This window comes from Hymenobacter sp. FMD4, from assembly GCF_058932745.1.
Genome location: NZ_JBZYWH010000004.1, coordinates 1 through 22951 on the forward strand (window position 1 = coordinate 1; position 22951 = coordinate 22951).

Genomic DNA, 22951 nt, shown 5'->3' on the forward strand with positions numbered 1-22951 from the left:
CCACGAGCAAGGGCTTTGTTGGCTGGCACAAACACGACCTTCTTTGTTTCGAAAAACTCTTCGCTGAAAAAGTCGCTGAGGTTGGTTACCGTAGCGACCAAGCCGGACTCTTCAAGCTCCTCGGTCAGGTCGCCGCCCTTTAGGTAGTACAAGCCATGCGATTCGCTGGCCGAAGCGGTATTGGTATAGCGCTGAGCTATCCACGGATGAAAGTTGGCCAGTCGCGTTACGGCCCGGCTCACCACAAAGTCGAACTTCTGGCGCACCTGCTCGGCGCGGATCTGCTCGGCGGTTACGTTGTGCAGCTTCAGCGTGTGGGCCATGTCCTGCACGGCCTTAATCTTTTTGCCGATGCTATCAATAAGGTGAAACTCGACTTCCGGAAACAAGATGGCCAGTGGCAAGCCCGGCAGGCCACCACCAGTGCCTACATCCAGCACGGCACTGCCGGCCGGAAAGTCTATCACCTTGGCAATGGCGGCAGAGTGCAGCAAGTGCCGCTCGGCTAGGTTGTCGACGTCGGTGCGGGCAATCAGGTTGACGCGTTCGTTCCAGCCGCGGAATTCGTGTTCGAGCTGCTGAAATTGCTCCCGCTGGCGCGGCGTGAGGTCGGGGAAGTAGCGGAAGAGAATGTCCATCGTACAGCAAAGGTAAGGCAGCTACTTAACGAAGCAGCGCGGATTCCGCCCGCGTTTGCAACTGCCACATACCACGACGCCCCGCCGAAGTGGCGGGGCGTCGTTCAAGAAAGACTGAAGCAGAAGGTCTAGATGATTTCCTTCTTGTTCTTCACCATGTCATAGAGCAATTCGCGGGCGCGGTGCAGTTGGGCTTTTACCGTGCCGAGCGGGGCTTTCAGCTCCTGCGCAATTTCCTCGTAGCTCAGCTCATCGAAGTAGCGCAGCGTGACGAGGCGCTGGTACTTATCGGGCAGCCGCGACACCACGTGCTGCATGATTTCGATTTTCTGGTTTTTGATGGCCGACTCCGCCGGGTTCAGATTGTTGTCGCGGAAATCGATGGTGATTTCGTCGCCGTTGTCAATCTTGATGGCCGAATCGATGGACATCGTCTTGATCTTATTCTTGCGAATAAAGTCAATGCAGTTGTTGGTGGCGATGCGGAACAGCCAAGTACTGAAGGCGTACTCCGGGTTGAACTTATGCAGGTTGCGAAACGCCTTGGCGAAAGCCTCAATGGTGAGGTCTTCGGCGTCGTCGGGGTTGCGCACCATCTTCAGCACCACGTGATACACGGGTTTCTTGTAGATCTGCATCAGTTCGGCATACGCCTTTTCGTCGCCGCTTTCTACGGCGGAACGAATAAGCTTGAAGTCGTGCTTGGCTTTGGCCGAGAACTGCTTCTGGAGGTCCTGATTATTTACTTCCATCGGGAGGGGTTGCGGTAGAGCACTAACGAGGCTGTCAGGAGAAAGTAGGCAAAAAAATACCCCGCGTCCAGAGCCGGCAGCAACCACAACGGTTGCCGGTCGTGGAGGCGGCGGCTGGCCTGCGCGTACGTAACCAGGGCTGTTGAGGTTCGGACCACCCATGCCCCCGCTAACGCTACCCATTCAGGATCAGGCACTACTAGTGCCGCCAGAGTTGCGAGATAAAATAAGCCGTTAGCTAAGATAAAGGTTCCAATCCGAAGTCGGTCGCCCGGGCGGTAACTATTGCCCGCCGACAGGTGCCGCCGCTTCTGGTGCCACCACTGGCCCCAGGTTTCGGGCGCGAGGCTCAGCGTGTGGGCCGCAGCTGCGGTAATGACAGTGGCCCGACGGCCGCGTTGCACGGCATCTTGCACCAGCAGGTCGTCGTCGCCGCTGAGGCGGCGTATGTGCGAGGCGAAGCCTTTGGTCGCGAAAAAGGTCTCCTTGGTGTAGGCCAGGTTGCGACCCACGCCCATGTACGGCTGGCCGCGTTCGGCAAAGCTCAGGTATTGTAGGCCCGTGAGCAGAGTCTCGAAGCGCACCAACTTGTTGAGCAGGCCGGGCGCCTCGGTGTAAGGACCGTAGCCGAGTACGAGGTCGGCGCCAGTGTCGAAACCGCGGGCCATGTGGCGCAGCCACTGGTACGAGGCGGGCACGCAGTCGGCATCGGTGAAAAGCAGGTACGGGTAGCGCGCTACCTTGATGCCGAGCGTAAGGGCGTACTTCTTGGGTGCTAGGCCTTCGGGCGTGCTGCCGACGGTGACTAGGCGGACATTGGGATAATACTGTGTGAGTTGCTGGGCGTAAAGAATGGTGTCGTCGGAGGACCGGTCGTCGATGAGCACTACCTCAAACGCTGCATATTCCTGGTTTAGCAGCACCGGCAAGAGTTGGCGGAGCTGCTCCACTCCGTTGTGCGCCGCCACGATAACAGAAACTGGGTGGGCAGCCTCGTGTGAAGGAGCGGGTTCCACGTCTTCGGGTACGCGCTTCAGTCCGAAAGGCCAGAAGTAATACACCGCGTAGCCAAGCTGCACCAATACGCTAAACAGGAGCAGCCAGGAAACGGGCGAGAGATGAAAGGGCAAAGCAAGGGTAAATTGATGGGGCGCGCAAAAGTAGCCATTCCGCCGGGAGGCACGAACGGCGCGCAGGGGTTACCTTTGCAATCAGGAGCTAGAAGCTAAAAGTGAGGAGCCAGCAGCGCACGGACCGGTAGCCGGCCCAAGCCGCCTCTCCCCTTTTGGCTTCTAGCTCCTCACTTCTAGCTTCTGCTTGTTAATGACCTTCGACTTAGTCGCCCACGATCCGCAGTCCAAAGCCCGCGCCGGTGTGCTTACCACCGACCACGGCACCATTCAGACGCCCATTTTTATGCCGGTGGGCACGGCCGGCTCGGTAAAAGCCGTGCACCAGCGCGAGGTAAAAGACGACGTGCAGGCCCAGATCATCCTCGGCAATACTTACCACCTCTACCTGCGCCCTGGCCTGGATACGCTGCAGAAAGCCGGCGGCCTGCATAAGTTCAACGGCTGGGACCGACCTATTCTCACCGATTCGGGCGGTTACCAGGTGTATTCGCTCTCCGAGACGCGTAAAATCAAGGAAGAGGGCGTCAAGTTCCGCTCGCACATCGACGGCTCGCACCACCTCTTTACGCCCGAAGGCGTGATGGACATCCAGCGCGTCATCGGGGCCGACATCATCATGGCTTTCGACGAGTGCACGCCGTGGCCCTGCGAGTACGACTACGCCCGCAAGTCGATGGACATGACGCACCGCTGGCTGAAGCGCTGCATCCAACGCATCGACGAGACAGAGCCGCTCTACGGCTACAAGCAGCAGCTTTTCCCCATTGTGCAGGGCAGCACTTTCCGTGACCTGCGCACGCAGTCGGCGCACTTTATTGCGGAGCAGGGCCGCGCCGGAAATGCCATCGGCGGGCTGAGCGTGGGCGAGCCCGCCGAGCTCATGTACGAAATGACCGAGCTCTGCTGTGACATTTTGCCCGCCGACAAGCCGCGCTACCTGATGGGCGTGGGCACGCCGGCCAATATTCTGGAGAACATAGCGTTGGGCGTGGATATGTTTGACTGCGTACTGCCCACCCGCAATGCCCGCAACGGCATGCTCTTCACCACCCAGGGCATTATCAACATCAAGAACAAGAAGTGGGAGCAGGACTTCTCCCCCATCGACGAAGAACTAGGAGGTTACGCCAGCACGTTCTACTCGAAATCGTACCTGCGCCACCTCTTCCACGCCAGCGAATACCTCGCGGGCATGGCGGCTTCGGTGCATAACCTGACCTTCTACCTCTGGCTGGTGCGCAACGCCCGGGAGCAGATTTTGGCCGGCACGTTCCGGGAGTGGAAGGAGAAGATGGTAAAGCAGGTGATGGTGCGCTTGTAGGTGCACGCAGCGTTGATTGCTCGCCGGTTTTGTCATCCTGACGAAGGAAGGACCTTATCACGTCGGATAGCAACCATTTAACGCCTGCAGTTTCGGCTGACAAAGTCTTTCCTTAGGTACGTTAGATGATGGATGACAGACGACCCGTTCTTCGGTGATAAGGTCCTTCCTTCGTCAGGATGACAGACGGAAAAATAACGGGCGGGAAAAGACAGAACAGAACTAGAAAATGCTTCGGCTCCTCGACAAATACATCCTCTACAAGCTGCTGACCACCTTCTTTTTCACGGTGGTGGTGCTGGTGATGGTTATCTGCGTGATTGACTTCACGGAGAAGAACGACGACTTCATCAAGCACAACCTGTCGGCGGGTAAAATCATTGGGGAGTATTACCTGAACCTGTTTCCCTACTACGCCAACCTGCTGTCGCCCATCACCGTGTTTATTGCCACGGTGCTGGTGACAGCACGCCTGGCGGCTCGTACCGAAATTGTGGCCATTCTGGCCTCAGGGGTGAGTTTCCGGCGGCTGCTATTGCCCTACGTGATGGGTAGCGGCCTGATTGGGCTGGCTACGTTCGGACTGATTGGCTGGGTTATTCCGCTGGCCAACAAGCCGCGCGTGGCCTTCGAGCGGAAGTACGTGAAGAATCCATACCGCTTTCAGGGACGCAACGTGCACATCAAAATCGGGCCGAAGGACTATGCTTACCTGGAGAGCTACGACAACGTGAGCAACGTGGGCTACCGCTTCGCCATCGAAACCATCGATGGCACTGTGCTCAAGCGGCGCCTGCAGGCCGAGGCCATCACCTGGGATTCGACCAAAGGTGCCTGGCGCATGACGCCGCAGCTGGTGCGTACCATTAATGGCGACCGGGAAACGCTCAAAAACTTTCCCGCCCGCGACACCACGCTGAACCTTTACCCCAAGGACTTCGCCAGTACCTTTAAGCTGGCCGAAACACTCACATTGCCTGAGCTGAACAACTTCATTCAGGAGAAAATAAACCGCGGCGCCGATGACACCGAAACCTACCTCATCGAGCGGTCGGAGCGCTTTGCCTACCCCTTTGCTATTACCATCCTCACCATCATCGGGGTGATTATGAGTGCGCGCAAGTCGCGCGCCGGCGTGGGCGGGCAGATTGCTTTGGGCTTCGTACTGGCCTTTGTGTACATCGGGTTCGTAATTCTGAGCCGCAACCTCGCGCTGGTAGGCAATATGACGCCGCTGATGGCTGCCTGGACGCCCAATATCGTGTTTAGCTGCATCGGGCTGGTTCTGTACCGATTCATACCGCGCTAGCCATGAACAAGTGAGTGTCATTCTGACTCTCAACTCACGAGTTTACGGCTTCACCAGTTCACCTCATGCTGAAAGACTACCTCCGCCTCCACTTCCTAGTATTTCTGTGGGGCTTCACGGCCATTTTGGGCAAGTTGATTTCGCTGCCGCCCACGGAGCTAGTGTTTTACCGCACGCTCATTGCAACTGTGGGCCTGATGGGGCTGATGGCTGCACGCCAGCAACCGTGGCGCGTGCCGACGCGGCAGGCCTTGCAACTGCTAGGTGTGGGCGTGCTGGTGGCCTTGCACTGGATTACTTTCTTCCTGGCGGCCCGGCTTTCTTCGGTGAGTGTGTGCTTAGCGGGTATGGCCACCTTAGCGCTGTGGACGTCCATCCTGGAGCCGTTGCTGCTGCGCAAGCGCTTCCAGCCGTATGAAATTTTGCTGGGACTCGTGGCCATGGTGGGCTTGTACCTCGTGTCTCAGGCCGAATTCGATCAGCTTATGGGGCTGGGCGTGGCCGTGCTGTCGGCGGGCCTGAGCGCTTTGTTCAGCGTGTTCAATGTAAAGCTGGTACGCCACCACCCGCCGCTGCGCCTTACGTTCTACGAAATGGCCGGGGCCTGCCTCAGCATTATGGTGTTCCTCATTGTGCGTCCAGCTTTTGGCGGCGAGCTACCTCAGCTCGACCCCAGCTTTATGGACTGGGTATGGCTGGCCATCTTGTCGGGCGCCTGCACCATTTACGCCTTCTCCGAGTCGGTGGAGCTGATGAAGCGGCTTACGGCCTTCGCCGTGAATTTGACCATCAATCTGGAGCCGGTGTACGGCATCATTCTGGCGGTGCTCATCTTCGGCAACGAGGAGAAAATGTCGCGCGGCTTTTACGTCGGCACGCTTATTATCTTAGTTAGCGTGCTGGTGCACCCCATCATTGATCAATGGGTGCAGCGCCGCCGCAAGCTTCGGCCGGATGAGGCGGTGTCGTTGGTGGAGCAGTAACGGTTAGGCTAACCCATCTTCCTGATCAGGCATTATCAAAGCATCATTAACGGCCACCAGTCGGTTTTTTGCGGGATAGTCCTGGCCAAGGTTTAGCAGCTTTTCGCCAGACAAAGGACTGCGCACCCACTGATAGTATACCGATTCCTTTTGAGAGCGGTCGAAGTCTATACAGTAATGTAACCGAGCTTGATTTGACGTTGCATTAAAATGCTGTATTGCCGTAATGGGCGCTTGGTTTATCGGATGCTTCCATTGGTAGATGGCACGCTCATCTTCATCTAACCATTGCCGATAGTACTCGGCATAAGCCGCCAACCATTGGTTGATATCCAGGTGATGTGCTTCGAAATGCTTATAAATCGGATGTTTCACATCTAGCTCCTGCTCCGATTTCATGCACCAAATTCCAGTGTGGGCATCTGGTAACCACATCAACTTATAAAGGTGTTGCCCCGTCATAGGTGTCCGTCCCATACCAAAAACTCCGCGGGCAGATCCAGTTTTGGCGGCGCCACCTGCCCCAGCCACAGCCCAAATACTGCCGAGCCGGAACCCGACAAGCTCGCGTACGCTGCGCCGGCCGCGTACAGCTGCTGCTTCAGCTCGTTGAGCAGCGGATATTTCGGTGCCAGCGACGCTTCAAAATCATTTACTACCGTTTCGCGCCACGTTTCGATCGGCTCACTCAAAGCCGCACGTAGGTCGTGCGCCGGCGCTTTGGGCCGCACGCCGGCGTAGGCATCAGCAGTGCTGATGTGCAGGCTGGGATAGATGACCTTGCAGGCCGCGCCTTGGAGTTGCGGCAGCGGTAATGGAGTCAGTTCATCGCCGCGACCGGTGGCTAGGGCGGGCTGATTGCGGACGAAAAAGGCACAGTCGGAGCCCAGGCGGCGGGCATAGGCTTCCAGCTGATCATCCGTCAGAGGGAGTTCCAGCACGGTGCGCAGGGCTGTCAAGGCAAAGGCTGCGTCGCCGGAGCCACCGCCCAAGCCGGCCCCGATGGGTACTATCTTGTGCAAATGCAGATGTACCGGCGGCACTTCCGGAAAATCGGCCCGTAGTAGCTCGTAAGCGCGCAGGCACAGATTGGTGCTGGGGTCGCCGGGGATGGGACGGCCGGAAAGCGTCAGCTTGGTTTCGGCTGCAGGCAATACTTCCAGCGCATCGCACCAAGGCAGCGGCACCATCACGGTTTCGAGGGTATGAAAGCCGTCGGGGCGGCGCTTGGTGATGTGCAGACCGAGGTTAAGCTTGGCGTTGGGGAAGACGAGCATAAGCGCAAAGCAACGAAGCAGCCGCCACAAGTGCACGACTGTGGGTATAGGCGGCAGGACGTAACTTGCGTCCTGCTTACTCCGCCCGCTTTTTTGCCCATGCCTGAGCCCGCCGCTCCTTCCACTTGGTACCGCGCCTGGGGCAAGCGCCTGCTCGATGTGCTGCTGGCTGCGCCGCTGCTGGTGTTGGCCGCGCCGCTGCTGGCCGGGGCGGCACTGCTGCTGAAGCTGCAACCGGGTGGCGGCGCGGTGTTGTTCCGGCACCGCCGGCCTGGCCTCCATGGGCAACTTTTCACGCTCTACAAGCTGCAGACCATGACCGACGCCCGCGACGCGCACGGCCAGCTGCTGCCCGACGCCGTGCGACTTACCCGCCTGGGCCGGCTGCTGCGCGCTTCGTCCATCGACGAGTTGCCGCAGCTGTGGAACGTACTGCGCGGCGACATCAGCCTGGTGGGCCCGCGGCCGTTACTGCCGGAGTACTTGCCTCTATATTCGCCAGAACAAGCCCGTCGCCACGAGGTGCGGCCCGGCATTACGGGGTGGGCACAGGTAAACGGCCGCAACGCCATCAGCTGGGAGCAGAAATTCACCTTCGATGTTTGGTACGTCGACCACCTCACACTGGGGCTCGATTTACGTATCCTGTTTCTGACGGCTGCCCGCGTGCTGCGCACCCAAGGCATTGCAGCGCCCGGTCAGGCCACGGCCGAAGCGTTTCGCGGCTCCGTTTCCCGATCCACTGACACACCTGCATGACCCAATTGTTTTTCTCCGATTACGAAGATCCTGACTTTACCGGCGTGCGGCCGCTCGTCATTGTGGGCGCCGGTGGCTTTGGCCGCGAGGTCCTGATGCTGGTGCGCCAACTCAACGAAGTAGAACTACGCTGGAACGTGCTCGGCTTCTACGACGATCAGCGCCCTGCTACCGAGCGCATCCACGACTTGCCGTGGCTGGGTACCGTGGCCGAGCTGAACGCCCAGCAGGAGTCGGTGTACGCTGCCGTGGCCATCGGCAGCAGCCAGCACCGCGCCGATGTGGTAGCGCGGCTCTCCTCGCCGCACATTCATTTCGCCACCCTGGTTCATCCTTCCGTGGTGGTGCGCGGCTACCAGAATGTGCAGTTTGGTACCGGAAGCATCATCTGCCAGGGCTGCATTTTTACCTGCGACATTCAGCTGGGCCGGCACGTTCTGCTGAACCTGGGCTGCACTATCGGCCACGACGCCGTGCTGGAGGACTTCTGCTCGCTGATGCCCCACGCCAACGTAGGCGGCGAAGCCCACCTTGAAAAGAGTGTGTACCTCGGTACCAATGCCACCGTTATCAACCAAGTGCGCATAGGCACTGGCTGCATAGTAGGGGCTGGCGCCGTGGTAGTGCGCGACTTGCCGGCGAACTGCACGGCCGTGGGCGTACCAGCCCAGGCCATCAAAAAACATTAGTACCGCCGCCACAGGCGTCAGGCTTGGTTTCTTCAACCAAGCCAGCTACACTTTCGGCACCAGGCATCCGCAAATCATCCTTACCAATGCGAAGCGACGAATACGACAGGCTTTATCTTTCGCCGCCTCACCTCGGCCGCCACGAGCTTAACTACCTGCACAAAGCCATCGAAGACAACTGGGTGGCGCCGGTAGGCCCCAATCTGGACGGCTTCGAGCGCGACATCTGCCAGTACACCGGCGCGCAGCACTGCGTGGCGTTGTCGTCGGGCACGGCCGCTATTCACTTGGGTCTGATTCTGCTCGGCGTCGGAGCCGGAGATGAAGTGTTGGTGCCTTCTTTCACCTTCGTCGCTACGGCCAACCCGGTGCGCTACGTCGGGGCTGAGCCGGTCTTCATCGACAGCGAAGCCGATACCTGGAACATGTGCCCGCAGCGACTGCGCGAGGCCCTAGAAGACCGCCAACGCCGCGGCCGCAAGCCCAAGGCCATCATCTTGGTGCACCTGTACGGTATGCCTGCCCGCTTGCAAGAATTATTAGCTTTGGCGGCTGAGTTTGAGGTGCCGGTGCTGGAGGATGCCGCCGAGGCCCTTGGCTCGCGCTACCAGCAGCAGCCCTTGGGTACGTTTGGGGCCGTTGGAGTATTCTCGTTCAACGGTAATAAAATTTTGACTACCAGCGGCGGCGGAGCCCTGGTCACCAACGAGGCGGCGTGGGCCCAGCAAGCCCGCTTTCTCGCGACTCAGGCCCGGGATGCAGCCCCACATTATCAGCACTCTTCGCTTGGCTACAATTACCGCCTAAGCAACCTGCTGGCCGGTATCGGCCGGGGGCAGATGGAGCTGATTGAGGACCGCGTAAAGCGCCGGCGTGAGATTTACGCGCAGTACTGCGAGTTGCTGAAGCCTTTGCCGGGCGTGCAGGTAGGGCCCGCTGAACTGCCCAACACCCGCGCTAACCGTTGGCTCACCACCATCCTACTGCGGCCGGAGCATACCGACCTCACACCCGAACAAGTACGGCTGCACTTGGAAAGCCACAACATAGAGGCGCGGCCTCTCTGGAAGCCACTACATCTGCAGCCGCTCTTCGCGGGCTGCGCCACCTACGGCGGCGACGTTTGTGCTGCGCTGTTCGACCGCGGCCTTTGCCTTCCCTCCGGCTCTGCCATGACTGATGCTGACGTACGGCGTGTGGTAAATGGCTTACGGGAAATACTCCCAACAGATTAACTAATCGGGTCCTGATTTAGTCCATAAAGTTCATTCAGTGGCACAAAACAAAAGTGGCTGGCACAAAAGCTCAGCTGCCAAGTATATAATTTCTACGCTAGCTCAACCCGTCCAGCGCCTGTTTTAAGTCCTCCAGCAATTCCTCCACTGGCTCAATACCCACAGACAAGCGGACTAAACCAGTAGTAATCCCCAATGCTTGCTGTTGCTCGGGACTGAGGGCCCGGTGCGAGGTGCCTAAAGGGTATGAAAGTGAAGAATCGACGCCGGCTAAGGAAGGTGCGAAGGGAAACCGACGGATACCGCGCATGAAGCTGCTCACTACATCGGCATCGTCGGCTAGCTTCAACGACAGCATTCCGCCGAATAAGCCATGGCCTTGTTCCGCCGCCAGCGTGTGCTGCTCGTGCTCCGGCAGGCCAGGGTAGTACACTTCCCGCACGGCTGGGTGCTGCTGCAACATTTCGGCAATGGCCAGCGCGTTGTGGCTGTGCTCACGCATGCGCAGGCGCAGCGTTTTGAGCCCGCGCACAGCCAGCCAGCTTTCCATGGGGCTCAGCGTAAGCCCGTAGAATACGCCGATCTGCTTTAGCCGCGCCGCTGCTTCGGAGTCGGCGGCTACGGCCACGCCGGCTGTCACGTCGCTGTGGCCTGATATGTATTTCGTGACGCTGTGTACGGTGATATCAGCCCCCAGCGCCAATGGTTTGGTAATTACCGGCGAAGCGAAGGTATTATCTACTACCAGCTTTAGATTGTGGCGGTGGCATTCAACGGCCAGCCGCCGCAGGTCGGCTACGCGCAACAAAGGGTTGCTGATAGTTTCGGCCAGTAGCAGGCGAGTGGTGGGTTGCACAAACGCGTCGAGCTCATACAGGCGTTCGAAAGGCACATAAGTGACCGAGACGCCCATGCGGCTCAGCTCGGCATTGAGCAGGGCTGCCGATCCGCCGTAGATATCGGCGGCGCACAGCACATGGTCGCCGGCTTGGCAATAGACCAGCACAGCGGCGAAAATGGCGGCCATTCCCGACCCCGTAGCCACGGCCCCGGCCCCGCCTTCCAGCTGGTTTACTGCCTCGGCTAGCTCATCGGAATTAGGGTTGCCGTTGCGCGAGTATAGGTAGCGGCTGGCCGGGTCCTCGAAGTATTGATCCAGTTCGTTGAGGTCCTGAAATTTAAAGACCGAGGTCTGGTAGATAGGGGTAATCTTGGGCGTGAGAGTTGGCATTGGGGAATGGTCGGGCGGGTGAGGTCGTTCGGTTCTGCAAGCTACGGTCAGCGCGGCGTTTTCGCGCGGATTCTCGTGGCAGACCTAGCCATTTATCCCTACTCAAATTCACTTGCCGCCCACTCCTAGCCCCTCTCCTACCGTGCCGCTGGCGGAGGTTGGCTGATTGGTAGCTGGGCTGTACGGTTTTCGCGCCGAAACACTTCCATCAGCACCATAAAATACGACACCAGCAGCGGACCGACCACCAGCCCGATGATGCCAAAGATTTCGACTCCCAGCACCAAGCCTACCAGCGTCACCAGCGGGTGAATATCACCCATGCGCTTAGCCAGCATGATGCGCAAGACGTTGTCGACGTTGACGATGACGATAACGCCTACCAACAGAATACCGATGGCTTGTCCGTTTGCACCCTGCGAAAACTGATACAGGGCGGCTGGCCCCCACACCAGGGGTGTGCCCAGCACCGGTAGGAAAGCCATGAAAAAAGCCACCACTCCCCAAAACAACGGGTCCGGTACGGCGAACAGCCACAACGTGAGTCCCGTTAGTACGCCTTGCACGAAGGCAACCAGCGCCTGACCCAGCACATTAGCGTTGACGTTGTTTTTCAACGATTCTCCTAGCTCCATCATCGTTTCGCTGCGAAACGGCAAGTAGCGGCGCAGGCCAAGTAGGAAATACGTCTCCTGCATAAATAGATAGTACATAGTGAAGAGCATTAGCCCCACCACCACGAGGAAGTTGAGGGCACTGCTGGCCAGGGTAGGAAGCCAGCGGCTCACCTGCCCTGCGCCTTGCTGCAAGAGTTGCCGCACATTCTGCTGCGAGGTTATCGTAATTCCGGTTGCCTGCTCTAGCCTGTGCAGCACGTCCAGAATATGTTCCGGGCGCTTGGCAAAGGCAACCAGCCGGTCGATAAGCAAAGAACTCAGGGCATAAAAAGGAATGACCAGGACTACCACCGTGAGCAGCAGCAGGCCGATGGTAACCAGCCGCCGGTTCCACCGGCGGTGATGTACCAACGCCACCCACCAAGGCCGAAACACCACGAACAGAATACCGGCTGCCAAAAACGCCGTTAGATACTTCGCCAGCCCCATCAGCATTAGCCCGGCTAGGCCAGCAAGCGAAGCAATCAGCAATATGTGCCGCTGGCGAGGCGTATAGATATTCTCAATGGCGGCGTACGGATCGGGTGGCAGCAACATGGCGAAGGCAGTATAAGGGCCGCAACTATACAACAGCGCCGCCTATTTATGCAGTCCTAATCAGAAAAAGCTCGTCGTTCCTCCATTCTGGGACGCGCAAATCGTTGGTCCCCTTCAGGAGCCTGCCGGATCTTGGTTCACAGTCGCGTGTCCCCCACCTAGGATGTTCATTTCACTGTTGGCTCTAAAACACAAAAGCCCCGTGGCCAAACTAGGCCACGGGGCTTTTGCGAATTCAAGCTACTTACGCCAGTACCGACTCAGCCAGTACCGTTACGTTGTTGCGCAGTACTTCCACCACGCCGCCGCTCACGTTGAACGACTCGCGTCCCGCAGCGCTAGTGATGCGCAGTTCACCGGAGCGCAGGGCGCTGATCATCGGCGCGTGGTTGTTGAGTACTTCAAACTGACCGTCAATACCCGGAAATACGGCCGAGGTAACTTCGCCCTCAAACACTTTCCGGTCCGGCGTGATGATTTCTAAACGCATGTGATTAATGTGCTAATGTGGAAATGTGCTGGTGTGCTAATGTGCTGACGTGCCACGGAGGATTACCTCTATTAGCACATCAGCACATTCAATCACATTCGCCCATTAGGAAAATTAGCGCGCCTCAGCCATCAGACGCTCGCCTTTCGCTACGGCATCCTCGATGGTGCCCACGAGGTTAAACGCTGCTTCGGGCAGGTGGTCGTACTGACCGTCGATGATGGCGTTGAAGCCTTTGATGGTGTCCTTGATGTCTACCAGTACCCCTTTCAGGCCAGTAAACTGCTCAGCCACGTGGAAGGGCTGCGACAGGAAGCGCTGCACGCGGCGGGCGCGCGACACTACCAGTTTGTCCTCTTCCGAGAGTTCGTCCATACCCAGGATGGCGATGATGTCCTGCAGTTCTTTGTAGCGCTGCAGAATCTCCTTCACGCGCTGAGCCGTGTTGTAGTGCTCCTCGCCGATGATGGAAGGATCGAGGATACGCGAGGTCGAGTCGAGCGGGTCAACGGCCGGGTAGATACCCAGCTCGGCGATTTTACGCGACAGTACCGTGGTGGCGTCCAAGTGAGCGAAGGTGGTAGCTGGGGCCGGGTCAGTCAAGTCGTCAGCCGGTACATATACCGCCTGTACCGAGGTAATCGAGCCACGCTTCGTAGAGGTGATGCGCTCCTGCATGGTACCCATTTCGGTAGCCAGCGTGGGCTGGTAACCTACGGCCGAAGGCATACGGCCCAGCAGAGCCGATACTTCCGAACCAGCCTGGGTAAAGCGGAAGATGTTGTCAACGAAGAACAGGATGTCGCGACCGGTGCCGGTGCCGTCGCCGTCGCGGAAGTTCTCCGCTACCGTCAGACCCGACAGGGCTACGCGGGCACGGGCTCCGGGAGGCTCGTTCATCTGGCCGAACACGAAGGTGGCCTTCGAGTTGGTCATGCCAGCTACGTCCACGTCCTTCAGGTTCCACTCGCCTTTTTCCATGCCGTGCATGAATTCCTCGCCGTACTGTACGATGCCGGCTTCGATCATTTCACGCAGCAAGTCGTTGCCCTCGCGGGTACGCTCGCCCACACCAGCAAATACCGACAGACCCGAGTAAGCCTTGGCGATGTTGTTGATGAGTTCCTGGATCAATACGGTTTTGCCTACACCGGCACCACCAAACAGACCGATCTTACCACCCTTAGCGTAGGGCTCAATCAGGTCGATAACTTTGATACCCGTGTACAGCACCTCGGTGCTAGTGGACAGGTCTTCGAAGCGCGGAGCAGAGCGGTGGATGGGCAACGAGCCGGTGGCCGAAGGCTGGGGCAGGCCGTCGATGGCCTCGCCTACCACGTTGAACAGGCGGCCAAGTACAGCGTCGCCGGTCGGCATCTGAATCGGGGTGCCCAGGTCACGTACCTCGGCGCCGCGGGTCAGGCCGTCGGTCGAGTCCATGGCAATGGTCCGCACGCGGTCCTCGCCCAGGTGTTGCTGGCACTCCAGAACGACGCGCTGGCCGTTTTCTTTCACGACTTCTAGAGCGTCGAGGATGTTGGGAAGCTTGGAGCCTTCACCCGCGAAGCTCACGTCGACGACGGGGCCGATAACCTGGGTGATTTTGCCGGTATTCGCCATTGCAGTTCTTTATAGGGAGAATGAGAGCAGTTTCAGGCCGCAAAAGTACAGACCATTCGCCGCATGGGCAAACCGGCTTGGCAGCGAAAAAGTATTGAAACTTTTCTGCCTGAAAATCACCAGAAAAAGGCCCTCCACGGCATCAAAAACGCCTTTGCCTGAAAAATTTTTTTCGAGGAAAATTTGGAGGCAGCCAAAACAGCGGTACATTTGCAAACCCAAACGGCACAACCACTGGTTACCGCAAGGGAAATTGTCCGATGGTGTAACTGGCAACACGCTTGATTTTGATTCAAGAAAGTCCAGGTTCGAGCCCTGGTCGGACAACAAGAAAGGCGCTGGCCCCCTCCTCGGAGTGGAGCCGGCGCCTTTTGCGTTTTCGGTACTGGCAGGATTGAGCACTTGGTAGCTCGCAGTCAGTACACTTCGCGCTGATTAGCTAGCTGCCTTGCAACCGACCTGCCCTTACCGGTGTTTAGATTCGCTCACCCCGTTTCCACACCCATATGACTCCGCAGGTCAAAATCTTCTCCGGCACCACTTCACGCGACGTGGCCGAAAAAATTGCCGCCGCTTATGGTACCGAGCTCGGCGACCTTACCATTCAGCGTTTCGCCGACAGCGAAATCGGCCCTAGCTTCAACGAGAGCGTACGCGGTTGCGAGGTGTTTCTTATTCAGAGCACCTTCCCGCCCGCCGACAACCTGATGGAGCTGATGCTGATGGTAGACGCCGCCAAGCGCGCCTCCGCCAAGCACGTGACCGTGGTGATGCCCTACTTCGGCTACGCCCGCCAAGACCGCAAAGACAAGCCGCGCGTGAGCATTGGGGCCAAAGTAGTGGCCGAATTTGTGCAGAGCGTGGGTACCGACCGCCTTATGACCTGCGACCTGCACGCCGGCCAGATTCAGGGTTTCTTTGATATTCCGGTAGATCATCTGGATGGCTCCACCATCACGGCGCCCTACATCCGCTCGCTCAACCTCGACAACATCATCTTCGCTTCGCCCGACGTGGGCGGCGTGGTGCGCACCCGTGCCTTCGCTAAGAAGTTCGGTGCCGAAATCGTGGTGTGCGACAAGATGCGTCTGCGCGCCAATGAAATTGCCTCCATGCAAGTGATTGGCGACGTTACGGGCATGAACGTGGTCTTGGTCGATGATATCGTGGATACGGCCGGCACCATCTGCAAAGCGGCTGACCTACTGCTGGAGCGTGGCGCAGCCTCCGTGCGTGCCGTGGTAACGCACGCTGTGCTCAGCGGCCCGGCGCACGACCGCATCCGCGCATCGTCGCTAGAGGAGCTGATTACGACCGATACGATTCCGCTGCGCCAGGAAAATCACAAAATCAAAGTAATTTCTGTGTCGGACCTGTTCGCGCGGGCCATTCACAACGTGGTGTCGCACGAGTCCATCAGCTCGCTCTTCATCTAAACGAGGCATCAGCACGGGCCGGAGCGCGACTTGGCCTAGCCTTAGAAGCAGTCATCCTGAGTTATGCTCAGGATGACTGCTTCTAACCCCGTACTGCGCCTTATATACACATATAGTCGCTTCGCACTTTTCAATCCCAATTTAACCGCGTACCTTTGCGGCCCCTTCGGCTGCAGTAGCCGGGCGGAACAGTTTCATTTTAAGGTCTTTACTAAGACCGACATTTTTCAAACACCAGTATTATGAAAAGCCTGGAGATTGTAGGGTTTAAAAGAGCGAATCTCGGCAAGAAAGAGGCGAAGCGTCTGCGCAGCGAATCGTACGTACCGTGCGTGATGTATGGCGGCGAGACGCAGGTACACTTCCACGTGCCCGCCATTCTGTTCCGCGAGCTGCTGTACACCCCAGAGGTGCACATCGTTGATCTGAACATCGAAGGCGACACTTACCGCGCCATCGTGCAGGACTCGCAGTTCCACCCCGTAAACGAAATGCTGCTGCACGTTGACTTCCTGCAATTGCAGGAGGGCAAAGAAGTGAAGATGGATGTGCCGATTCAGTTCGTAGGCGTTTCGCCGGGCGTATTGGCCGGTGGCAAGCTCGTGTCGAAGCTGCGCAAGCTGAAAGTGAAGGCTCTGCCCGAAAACCTGCCCGACTACGTGAAGGTGGACATTTCGGACCTGGCCCTGGGCAAGTCGATCAAGGTGAACAAGGTGGAGCCGGAAAACTACACCATCCTGACCAACCCCCTGGCCCCCATCGCTACGGTAACCATCCCGCGTGCGCTGAAAGGCCAGCTGCAAGCCGAGAAGTAACCCTTCGCGCTGTCGAAATAGAAAATCCTGCTTCGCCTTGCGGCGGGGCAGGATTTTTTACGTTTGCATCCTCGCAGTAAGTTTTTATGAAATACCTGATCCTGGGGCTGGGCAACATAGGCCCGGAATACGCCGATACGCGCCATAATATCGGCTTTATGGTGCTGGATTACCTGGCTCAAAAGCACGAGGCCAGGTTTGAAATCGGCCGCCATGCCTTCGTTACCGAAATCAAGCACAAGGGCAAAACCTACGTGCTGGTGAAGCCCACTACCTACATGAACCTGAGCGGCAAAGCCGCCGCGCACTACCTCACTTCGCTCAAGCTGGAAAAGGAGCAGATGCTGGTGGTAACCGACGACCTGGCCCTGCCCTTCGGCAAGATTCGCCTGAAAGGCAAAGGCTCGGCCGGCGGGCACAATGGCCTCAAGCACATCCAAGAGACACTGGGCAGCGACGAGTACGCGCGCCTACGCTTCGGGGTAGACGCCAACTTTCCCAAAGGCCGACAGGTGGATTACGTGCTGAATCCGTTCTCGGCCGACGAGCAAATTGAGTTGCCGCTGCGCGTGGAGAAAGCGGCGGAGGCAGTGCTGGCCTTCGGCACGTTGGGGCTGGATCGGACAATGAACTTGTTCAACACTAAGTAGAAAGCTTTACTTCGTGGAAATACTAACTTATGCAGGTCACAGTTGATGAGCTAAAAGCTTTATTTGAGGCGACTGTACGGTACCTAGAAAGCAGCAATGTTAATTGCTTTGACATAGGGACAGACTACTACTCGCTTATTTCAACAGATGAATGGGAAAACTTGGACCAACCTCAATCAGTGATAGGCTCACTGTTTGATGATACAGTTCAACTGAAAAGAGTAGTTGCTGGCGAAGTACCGTTCACCTCTCTTGACTTAGATAGATTGGCCGCCCTAATAAGAACTATTAGCCAGATAATCACCCCTATTTGATTACTAGCTTTTCATTCTCATACATACTGAAAATGAAAAAGCCCTGCTGTAGCTAGCAGCAGGGCTTTTTCATTGATCCTTAGCTTAGGCCACAAAACTACCGGGCCGCACCGGTTGCCCGGGCTGCATCAGGCTCAACGAGCCGTCGGCGTTTTCGGCCATCAACAGCATGCCCTGACTTTCGATGCCTTTGATTTCGCGTGGGGCGAGGTTTAGCAGCACCAGCACTTGCTGGCCGATGAGGTTTTCGGGCGCGAAGTGCTCGGCGATGCCGCTCACGATGGTGCGTTTGTCGAGGCCGGTATCCACGGTCAACTTCAGCAGCTTCTTGGTCTTGGCTACTTTCTCGGCTGTGAGAATGGTACCGATACGCAGGTCCATGCGGCCGAACTCTTCGAACGATACGTTGTCCTTGGCCGGCGTGACGGGCGTGTTAGCCAGCTGATTCGCCACTTTCGTGTCGAGCAGCTTTTGCACCTGGGCTTCCACGGTCGCGTCCTCGATTTTCTCGAATAGGAGTGCGGCGTCGCCGAGGTGGTGGCCAGCGGGCAGCAGGTCGGCGTGACCGGCTTGCGACCAAGCGCGGCGCTCAATGCGCAGCATGCCGCCCAGCTTCTCGGCGGCGCTGGGCAGGAAAGGCTCCATGAGCGTGACAAGGCTGGCAGCCAGCTGCAGAGCCACGTGTAACACGGTACCGGTACGCTCCTGGTCGGTTTTGATGAGCTTCCATGGCTCCGTATCGGCGAGGTATTTATTGCCGAGGCGGGTTAAGTTCATCAGCTCGTTGAGCGCGTCGCGGAAGCGGTACTGCTCGATCAGGTCGCCGACGCGCTGTGGAAATTCGGCCAGTTGGGTAAATACTTCGCGGTCTTGGTCAGTGAGCGGGCCGCGGGTAGGCACGTCGCCGCCGAAGAACTTATGCGTGAGCACTACAGCGCGGTTCACGAAGTTGCCCAGGTTGGCGACCAGCTCGTTGTTGTTGCGCGCCTGGAAGTCTTTCCAGGTGAAGTCGTTGTCCTTGTTTTCGGGAGCGTTGGCGCAGAGCACGTAACGCAGCACATCGGCTTTGCCGGGGAAGTCCTGCAGGTACTCGTGCAGCCACACAGCCCAGTTGCGGGAGGTCGAAATCTTGTCGCCTTCCAGGTTCAGGAACTCGTTGGCGGGCACGTTATCGGGCAGGATGAAGTCGCCGTGGGCCTTGAGCATCGCCGGGAAGATGATGCAGTGAAACACGATGTTGTCCTTGCCGATAAAGTGCACCAGCTTCGTGCTGGGGTCCTGCCAGTAGGGTTTCCAGGCGTCGCCGGGCAGCAGGTCTTTGGTGGCCGAGATGTAACCAATTGGCGCGTCGAACCACACGTAGAGCACTTTGCCGTCGGCCCCGTCCACGGGCACCGGCACGCCCCAGTCCAAGTCGCGGGTTACGGCGCGCGGCTGCAGGCCCTGATCGATCCACGACTTGCACTGGCCGTACACGTTGGTCTTCCAGTCCTGCTTGTGGCCTTCGATGATCCACTCGCGCAACCAGCCTTCGTACTGATCGAGCGGCAAGTACCAGTGCTTGGTTTCGCGCAACACGGGCTGGTTGCCGGAGAGCATGGAGCGCGGGTTGATCAGCTCTGTTGGGCTCAGTGAGGAGCCGCACCGCTCGCACTGGTCGCCGTAGGCGTTTTCGTTGGCGCAGGTGGGGCAGGTACCCACGATGTAGCGGTCGGCCAGGAATTGGTCGGCCTGCTCGTCGTAGTACTGCTGCGACACCTGCTCGGTGAACTGCCCAGCCTCGTACATCTTGCGGAAGAAGTCGGAGGCCGTCTGGCGGTGCGTATCGTTGGAAGTGCGGGCGTAGATGTCGAAGGAAATGCCGAAATCCTTGAACGAGTCGCGGATGATGGCGTGGTATTTATCCACCACCTGCTGCGGCGTCACGCCTTCTTTCTGGGCCCGGATGGTGATGGGCACGCCGTGCTCATCGGAGCCGCACACAAATTTAACGTCGCGGCCTTGGGCGCGCAGGTAGCGGGAATAGATGTCGGCGGGAATGTACACGCCGGCCAAATGGCCGATGTGTACCGGGCCGTTGGCGTAGGGCAGCGCGGCCGTTACGGTATAACGTTGGGGCTGGGTCATGGATCAGAAGATACAGCCGGCACACGGGCCGGCAGGTAGGTTTCGTACGAAAGAAACGCGCAAAGAAACGCGGAAAAGTGCAGACGCCACCTCATCCTTTGCCGTATCAAGAACACGCAAAGGCCAGCCCCCGGCCACTTTTTGTACCATGAGCAAAGACAATCTGCGTCCGATTAACTTCCTTGGCGAAGTAATTCGCTTGCTACTCCACTCCTCAACCGCTACTGCTATGGCCAAAGCCGCAACTTCTCCGGCCGACACTGCTCCTGAAGAACAGCCCGTTGCTGAAAAAGATCAAAAGAAAGGCAAGAAGAAAAAAGACAAAGACGGGGTAAGCAAGGCCGAGCGTAAAGCTGCCAAAGTTGAACGCAAACAACAGCAAAACGACGCCGGCCACACCAGCATCGATTTGCCCGAAGGCAACCAGAAAAAGCGTAAGGCGGGCAACAAGAAAGCGTTGAAAGCCGCCGCCAAACAGGTTCAGCAAGAACTAGACCGCCGCTTGGAAGAGCTGTCGGCGCGCATCCGGAAGGAAACCAAAGACAAACTGCGCGAAGTGGTAGAAGAAGCTTCTCGCCGCTTCGACGACGAAAGCGAAACCTTGCTGCAGCAGACGTTAGACAGTCTTTCCGGCGACGGTGCCGAAGGCAGCACTTCCGTGGCCGATGTAACGGCTGAGGAAAGTGATGAAGACGCTACAGAAGCGCCAGCCCCCGTAGCTGTTCCGCAGTCCGCAGCGGCCCCAGCCAAACCGCGTCCCTCCCGGAGCCGTAGCGGCGCCAGCACCGGCGCAAACGGCACGGCCCGTTCCCGGAGCCGCACAGCGGCCAAGCCGGCAGCTAACACCGATGCACCAGCTGACTCCGCTGAAAGCACTCAGACAACAGCCGGTGCTTAAGAGCAAGCCTGGTAACTGAAAAACCGCCGCTGACTATGCTATGTCAGCGGCGGTTTGCATTTAGGGGCGGGCCAGTGTGTCTTGGGCGATGGTGGGGTTGCCCTGAATGCGGCGCATGCGTTCTTCCGGTGAGGTATTGTTGGGTGCATTCGTGTTGACGGTTTCGATGCGCTGCCGAGCGCCACTGGCAGCAGCCTGCTCCCGCACCTGCGGAATACGCCGGGGTGTGGCATCCGGCACTGCGTTGCCGGTACCGAGGCCGCGGTTGTAAGCCGCTTGGCGGTCGGCATCGGTGCGGATTACGGTGGGGGCCCGGTCAGCTTCGAGGGCGCTGTCGGAAGAGGTGCAGGCCGCTAGCCAAAGCAAGGGCAACGCGACCAGGTATAAAAACAAACGGCGGGGCGAGTTCATAAACGAAAAAAGGAGCGGCGTGAGTGCCCCTCCCCTTTCTGCTGAACGTAACTATTAAGCCGATGTTTTCGCACGACCGGCGCTAGGCCACCGGGACAGCCAGAGCTTCGCGGATACCATCCCATAAGCCTACCCGAGCAGCCATGCAACGCTCAGCCACGGCAGCAGCCTCCTGCCAGCGCTGCTCATCATGGGCGCATAGCTCACGCACCATTTGCTGGGCGAGCGGCGCGTGGGCTTCCTCATCGAGCTCGATGTGACGGTCGAGGTAGTAAGTGAAAGTATCGAGTTGGCCAGGAAACCGCTGGCGCAGATCGTGCACGAGGTGACGGAACATGTCGGGAATTACATCCTCACGGCCGAAGGTGAAGGCCGCAGCCACGGCGTGCGGCTGGCCAGAGTCTATGACCTCAAAGGTCTGGCGCACGAAAGTGCGAACGGCTTCGGGCGCCTCGGCGGCGGCCAATGCGCCGTCGATGCTGGCGCCGGTAGCCAGTGCACGGAGCAGGCGCTCCATGGGCGCGGTATCGGCGCCGCACTCCCGCATGGCGCGCAGGTACAGCTCAAAGTGGCTGGTGGGTCGCCCTTCGGGGTCGACGTCGGTTTCTTCTTCCAGCACGATTTCGTTGATGAGGCGGCGCGTGCTGGGGTTGCCTTTGGGCACCCACGGCACGGTGGTGCAAGTCAACTCGCGTTGCAGTGCTTTCAGTAGCGACATAAAGTCCCACACAGCAAACACGTGGTGCTGCATGAACACGCGCAGGTCATCGAGCGAGTGCAGCGACTGGTACACGTTGTGCGCCACGAGGCGCTGGCGGGCGTGCGCCAGGGTTTGCTGCAGGGTGGTAATGGGGTCTTGAGACATATAAAAAGCGGCGGGTAAGCGGCGGAACAACCAATGAAGCCGCAAAATTGTGTTGGCTTCATGATAGAACCAGTAGTGACCGATAACAGATCAGAACAGCACCGCCCGAAACCACGTCGTACTGACGGTGGATTGCGGGCGGTGCTAGTTGTGGCGCGCTGCTGCGTGAGGAAGAATTACTCGCTTGGCAACGACTGCCGGTGAAGCCATTACTTGGCTTTCTCGAATGTCATGGCGGCCGAGTTCATGCAGTAGCGCTGGCCGGTGGGCTTGGGGCCGTCGTCGAACACGTGGCCAAGGTGGCCGCCGCACTTGGCGCACACGATTTCGTCACGGTTCATACCGTAGCTGGTGTCGCGCTGCACTTTTACCGAAGCGGCCGTGGCCGGCGCCCAGAAGCTGGGCCAGCCGGTGCCCGATTCAAACTTTTTGTCGGAGTGAAAAAGCTCGTTGCGGCAGGCCGCGCAGAAGTACGTGCCTTTGGCGTGATTGTCGGCGTACTTGTTCACGAACGGGCGCTCGGTGCCTTGCTGACGGAGCACCGTGTACTGCTCGGGTGTGAGTTGCTGCTTCCACTGGGCCTCGGTTTTGCGCACCGGAAATTCATCGGGTTTATTGGTGCGGGGCTGAGCTGCAGGATACTGCGCTGCGGCAGCCGTTTGGGCGGGAGCAGCGTTGGATTGCTGCTGCGAACAAGCCGGCAGCGTGGTCAAAGAAAGCAAGCTCAGGAGCAGAACGGTAAGGCGCATTTGCGGGTGTTTGAAAAAGAAAAAAGGGCCAAATA

At 58.4% G+C, this 22951-nt stretch carries 23 protein-coding genes and 1 tRNA gene; 11 read left to right on the forward strand and 13 right to left on the reverse strand.

Annotated elements, in window-relative coordinates; translation table 11 throughout:
- The 3 genes from rsmG to AC5FXY_RS05380 all read right to left on the reverse strand — a co-directional run.
- The coding region (rsmG, locus tag AC5FXY_RS05370) for a 16S rRNA (guanine(527)-N(7))-methyltransferase RsmG (RefSeq protein WP_493555614.1) at positions 1–638 on the reverse strand (638 nt) is incomplete at its 3' end.
- A gap of 128 nt (positions 639–766) precedes the next feature.
- On the reverse strand, positions 767–1390 hold the full coding sequence (locus tag AC5FXY_RS05375; RefSeq protein WP_493555615.1) for an RNA polymerase sigma factor: 624 nt from the start codon (positions 1388–1390) through the stop codon (positions 767–769).
- Positions 1381–2520: a glycosyltransferase gene (locus tag AC5FXY_RS05380; RefSeq protein WP_493555616.1), complete on the reverse strand. Its 1140-nt coding sequence runs from the start codon at positions 2518–2520 to the stop codon at positions 1381–1383. The genes AC5FXY_RS05375 and AC5FXY_RS05380 overlap by 10 nt, the downstream gene beginning before the upstream one ends.
- A gap of 193 nt (positions 2521–2713) precedes the next feature.
- Here AC5FXY_RS05380 and tgt point away from each other — a divergent pair, with 193 nt between their 5' ends.
- From tgt to AC5FXY_RS05395, 3 genes are all read left to right on the forward strand, one after another.
- Entirely contained in the window at positions 2714–3844 is a 1131-nt protein-coding gene (gene tgt / locus AC5FXY_RS05385) for a tRNA guanosine(34) transglycosylase Tgt (protein WP_493555617.1), read from the forward strand.
- Positions 3845–4073: 229 nt separating this feature from the next.
- Positions 4074–5153, forward strand: coding sequence for an LptF/LptG family permease (locus AC5FXY_RS05390; RefSeq protein ID WP_493555618.1), 1080 nt, complete (start codon positions 4074–4076; stop codon positions 5151–5153).
- 65 nt (positions 5154–5218) lie between these two features.
- Positions 5219–6136: a DMT family transporter gene (locus AC5FXY_RS05395; protein WP_493555619.1), complete on the forward strand. Its 918-nt coding sequence runs from the start codon at positions 5219–5221 to the stop codon at positions 6134–6136.
- Between the two features lie 3 nt (positions 6137–6139).
- On the opposite strand, the gene AC5FXY_RS05400 is transcribed toward AC5FXY_RS05395, so the two are convergent.
- Complete coding sequence (locus tag AC5FXY_RS05400) at positions 6140–6535, reverse strand: hypothetical protein (RefSeq protein ID WP_493555620.1); 396 nt, start codon at positions 6533–6535, stop codon at positions 6140–6142.
- A gap of 59 nt (positions 6536–6594) precedes the next feature.
- Complete coding sequence (ispE, locus tag AC5FXY_RS05405; RefSeq protein WP_493555621.1) at positions 6595–7413, reverse strand: 4-(cytidine 5'-diphospho)-2-C-methyl-D-erythritol kinase; 819 nt, start codon at positions 7411–7413, stop codon at positions 6595–6597.
- A 99-nt stretch (positions 7414–7512) separates the two neighbouring features.
- Between ispE and AC5FXY_RS05410 the strand changes: the two genes are divergently transcribed.
- The 3 genes from AC5FXY_RS05410 (at position 7513) to AC5FXY_RS05420 (ending at position 10096) form a co-directional block, all read left to right on the forward strand.
- Complete coding sequence (locus AC5FXY_RS05410) at positions 7513–8172, forward strand: sugar transferase (protein WP_493555622.1); 660 nt, start codon at positions 7513–7515, stop codon at positions 8170–8172.
- The gene (locus AC5FXY_RS05415) at positions 8169–8861 is read left to right on the forward strand and encodes an acetyltransferase (RefSeq protein WP_493555623.1); all 693 of its coding nucleotides are present in this window, start codon (positions 8169–8171) and stop codon (positions 8859–8861) included. The genes AC5FXY_RS05410 and AC5FXY_RS05415 overlap by 4 nt, the downstream gene beginning before the upstream one ends.
- Positions 8862–8947: 86 nt before the next feature.
- The gene (locus AC5FXY_RS05420; protein WP_493555624.1) at positions 8948–10096 is read left to right on the forward strand and encodes a DegT/DnrJ/EryC1/StrS family aminotransferase; all 1149 of its coding nucleotides are present in this window, start codon (positions 8948–8950) and stop codon (positions 10094–10096) included.
- A 97-nt stretch (positions 10097–10193) separates the two neighbouring features.
- Here the strand turns inward: AC5FXY_RS05420 and AC5FXY_RS05425 are convergent, their stop codons facing one another.
- From AC5FXY_RS05425 to atpD, 4 genes are all read right to left on the reverse strand, one after another.
- Positions 10194–11327: a trans-sulfuration enzyme family protein gene (locus tag AC5FXY_RS05425; protein ID WP_493555625.1), complete on the reverse strand. Its 1134-nt coding sequence runs from the start codon at positions 11325–11327 to the stop codon at positions 10194–10196.
- Positions 11328–11464: 137 nt separating this feature from the next.
- Positions 11465–12541 carry an AI-2E family transporter gene (locus tag AC5FXY_RS05430; RefSeq protein ID WP_493555626.1) on the reverse strand — a complete coding sequence of 359 codons (1077 nt, stop codon included), beginning with the start codon at positions 12539–12541 and terminating at the stop codon, positions 11465–11467.
- A gap of 244 nt (positions 12542–12785) precedes the next feature.
- A complete protein-coding gene (atpC, locus tag AC5FXY_RS05435) occupies positions 12786–13031 on the reverse strand; it encodes an ATP synthase F1 subunit epsilon (RefSeq protein ID WP_493555627.1) in 246 nt (81 codons plus the stop codon).
- A 114-nt stretch (positions 13032–13145) separates the two neighbouring features.
- Positions 13146–14651, reverse strand: a complete 1506-nt coding sequence (atpD, locus tag AC5FXY_RS05440; RefSeq protein WP_493555628.1) for a F0F1 ATP synthase subunit beta — start codon at positions 14649–14651, stop codon at positions 13146–13148.
- A gap of 254 nt (positions 14652–14905) precedes the next feature.
- Between atpD and AC5FXY_RS05445 the strand changes: the two genes are divergently transcribed.
- The 4 genes from AC5FXY_RS05445 to pth all read left to right on the forward strand — a co-directional run bounded on the left by AC5FXY_RS05445 (position 14906) and on the right by pth (position 17552).
- Positions 14906–14978, forward strand: a tRNA-Gln gene (locus tag AC5FXY_RS05445).
- A gap of 179 nt (positions 14979–15157) precedes the next feature.
- Positions 15158–16087, forward strand: coding sequence for a ribose-phosphate pyrophosphokinase (locus tag AC5FXY_RS05450; protein ID WP_493555629.1), 930 nt, complete (start codon positions 15158–15160; stop codon positions 16085–16087).
- Between the two features lie 242 nt (positions 16088–16329).
- Complete coding sequence (locus tag AC5FXY_RS05455) at positions 16330–16902, forward strand: 50S ribosomal protein L25/general stress protein Ctc (RefSeq protein WP_493555630.1); 573 nt, start codon at positions 16330–16332, stop codon at positions 16900–16902.
- A gap of 86 nt (positions 16903–16988) precedes the next feature.
- A complete protein-coding gene (gene pth / locus AC5FXY_RS05460; protein ID WP_493555631.1) occupies positions 16989–17552 on the forward strand; it encodes an aminoacyl-tRNA hydrolase in 564 nt (187 codons plus the stop codon).
- A gap of 398 nt (positions 17553–17950) precedes the next feature.
- Here pth and metG read toward each other — a convergent pair whose 3' ends face one another.
- Positions 17951–19993 carry a methionine--tRNA ligase gene (gene metG / locus AC5FXY_RS05465; protein WP_493555632.1) on the reverse strand — a complete coding sequence of 681 codons (2043 nt, stop codon included), beginning with the start codon at positions 19991–19993 and terminating at the stop codon, positions 17951–17953.
- A 148-nt stretch (positions 19994–20141) separates the two neighbouring features.
- Between metG and AC5FXY_RS05470 the strand changes: the two genes are divergently transcribed.
- Complete coding sequence (locus AC5FXY_RS05470; protein ID WP_493555633.1) at positions 20142–20891, forward strand: hypothetical protein; 750 nt, start codon at positions 20142–20144, stop codon at positions 20889–20891.
- A gap of 60 nt (positions 20892–20951) precedes the next feature.
- Here the strand turns inward: AC5FXY_RS05470 and AC5FXY_RS05475 are convergent, their stop codons facing one another.
- The 3 genes from AC5FXY_RS05475 to msrB form a co-directional block, all read right to left on the reverse strand.
- Positions 20952–21302, reverse strand: coding sequence for a hypothetical protein (locus AC5FXY_RS05475; protein ID WP_493555634.1), 351 nt, complete (start codon positions 21300–21302; stop codon positions 20952–20954).
- Between the two features lie 82 nt (positions 21303–21384).
- Positions 21385–22167, reverse strand: a complete 783-nt coding sequence (locus AC5FXY_RS05480) for a DUF3050 domain-containing protein (protein ID WP_493555635.1) — start codon at positions 22165–22167, stop codon at positions 21385–21387.
- Positions 22168–22376: 209 nt separating this feature from the next.
- Positions 22377–22916 (reverse strand): peptide-methionine (R)-S-oxide reductase MsrB, encoded by a 540-nt coding sequence (gene msrB, locus AC5FXY_RS05485; protein ID WP_493555636.1) that lies wholly within the window; start codon positions 22914–22916, stop codon positions 22377–22379.
- Between the last annotated feature and the right edge of the window lie 35 nt (positions 22917–22951).

Bases quoted from the DNA above. Each gene is read 5' to 3' on its own strand.
- AC5FXY_RS05425 (WP_493555625.1), bottom strand. From the start codon at position 11,327: ATGCCAACTCTCACGCCCAAGATTACCCCTATCTACCAGACCTCGGTC.
- AC5FXY_RS05475 (WP_493555634.1), bottom strand. From the start codon at position 21,302: ATGAACTCGCCCCGCCGTTTGTTTTTATACCTGGTCGCGTTGCCCTTG.
- AC5FXY_RS05415 (WP_493555623.1), top strand. From the start codon at position 8,169: ATGACCCAATTGTTTTTCTCCGATTACGAAGATCCTGACTTTACCGGC.
- AC5FXY_RS05375 (WP_493555615.1), bottom strand. From the start codon at position 1,390: ATGGAAGTAAATAATCAGGACCTCCAGAAGCAGTTCTCGGCCAAAGCC.
- msrB (WP_493555636.1), bottom strand. From the start codon at position 22,916: ATGCGCCTTACCGTTCTGCTCCTGAGCTTGCTTTCTTTGACCACGCTG.
- ispE (WP_493555621.1), bottom strand. From the start codon at position 7,413: ATGCTCGTCTTCCCCAACGCCAAGCTTAACCTCGGTCTGCACATCACC.
- AC5FXY_RS05420 (WP_493555624.1), top strand. From the start codon at position 8,948: ATGCGAAGCGACGAATACGACAGGCTTTATCTTTCGCCGCCTCACCTC.
- AC5FXY_RS05430 (WP_493555626.1), bottom strand. From the start codon at position 12,541: ATGTTGCTGCCACCCGATCCGTACGCCGCCATTGAGAATATCTATACG.
- AC5FXY_RS05400 (WP_493555620.1), bottom strand. From the start codon at position 6,535: ATGAAATCGGAGCAGGAGCTAGATGTGAAACATCCGATTTATAAGCAT.
- pth (WP_493555631.1), top strand. From the start codon at position 16,989: ATGAAATACCTGATCCTGGGGCTGGGCAACATAGGCCCGGAATACGCC.
- tgt (WP_493555617.1), top strand. From the start codon at position 2,714: ATGACCTTCGACTTAGTCGCCCACGATCCGCAGTCCAAAGCCCGCGCC.
- AC5FXY_RS05395 (WP_493555619.1), top strand. From the start codon at position 5,219: ATGCTGAAAGACTACCTCCGCCTCCACTTCCTAGTATTTCTGTGGGGC.
- AC5FXY_RS05390 (WP_493555618.1), top strand. From the start codon at position 4,074: ATGCTTCGGCTCCTCGACAAATACATCCTCTACAAGCTGCTGACCACC.
- atpC (WP_493555627.1), bottom strand. From the start codon at position 13,031: ATGCGTTTAGAAATCATCACGCCGGACCGGAAAGTGTTTGAGGGCGAA.
- metG (WP_493555632.1), bottom strand. From the start codon at position 19,993: ATGACCCAGCCCCAACGTTATACCGTAACGGCCGCGCTGCCCTACGCC.
- AC5FXY_RS05450 (WP_493555629.1), top strand. From the start codon at position 15,158: ATGACTCCGCAGGTCAAAATCTTCTCCGGCACCACTTCACGCGACGTG.
- AC5FXY_RS05480 (WP_493555635.1), bottom strand. From the start codon at position 22,167: ATGTCTCAAGACCCCATTACCACCCTGCAGCAAACCCTGGCGCACGCC.
- AC5FXY_RS05410 (WP_493555622.1), top strand. From the start codon at position 7,513: ATGCCTGAGCCCGCCGCTCCTTCCACTTGGTACCGCGCCTGGGGCAAG.
- AC5FXY_RS05455 (WP_493555630.1), top strand. From the start codon at position 16,330: ATGAAAAGCCTGGAGATTGTAGGGTTTAAAAGAGCGAATCTCGGCAAG.
- AC5FXY_RS05470 (WP_493555633.1), top strand. From the start codon at position 20,142: ATGAGCAAAGACAATCTGCGTCCGATTAACTTCCTTGGCGAAGTAATT.
- atpD (WP_493555628.1), bottom strand. From the start codon at position 14,651: ATGGCGAATACCGGCAAAATCACCCAGGTTATCGGCCCCGTCGTCGAC.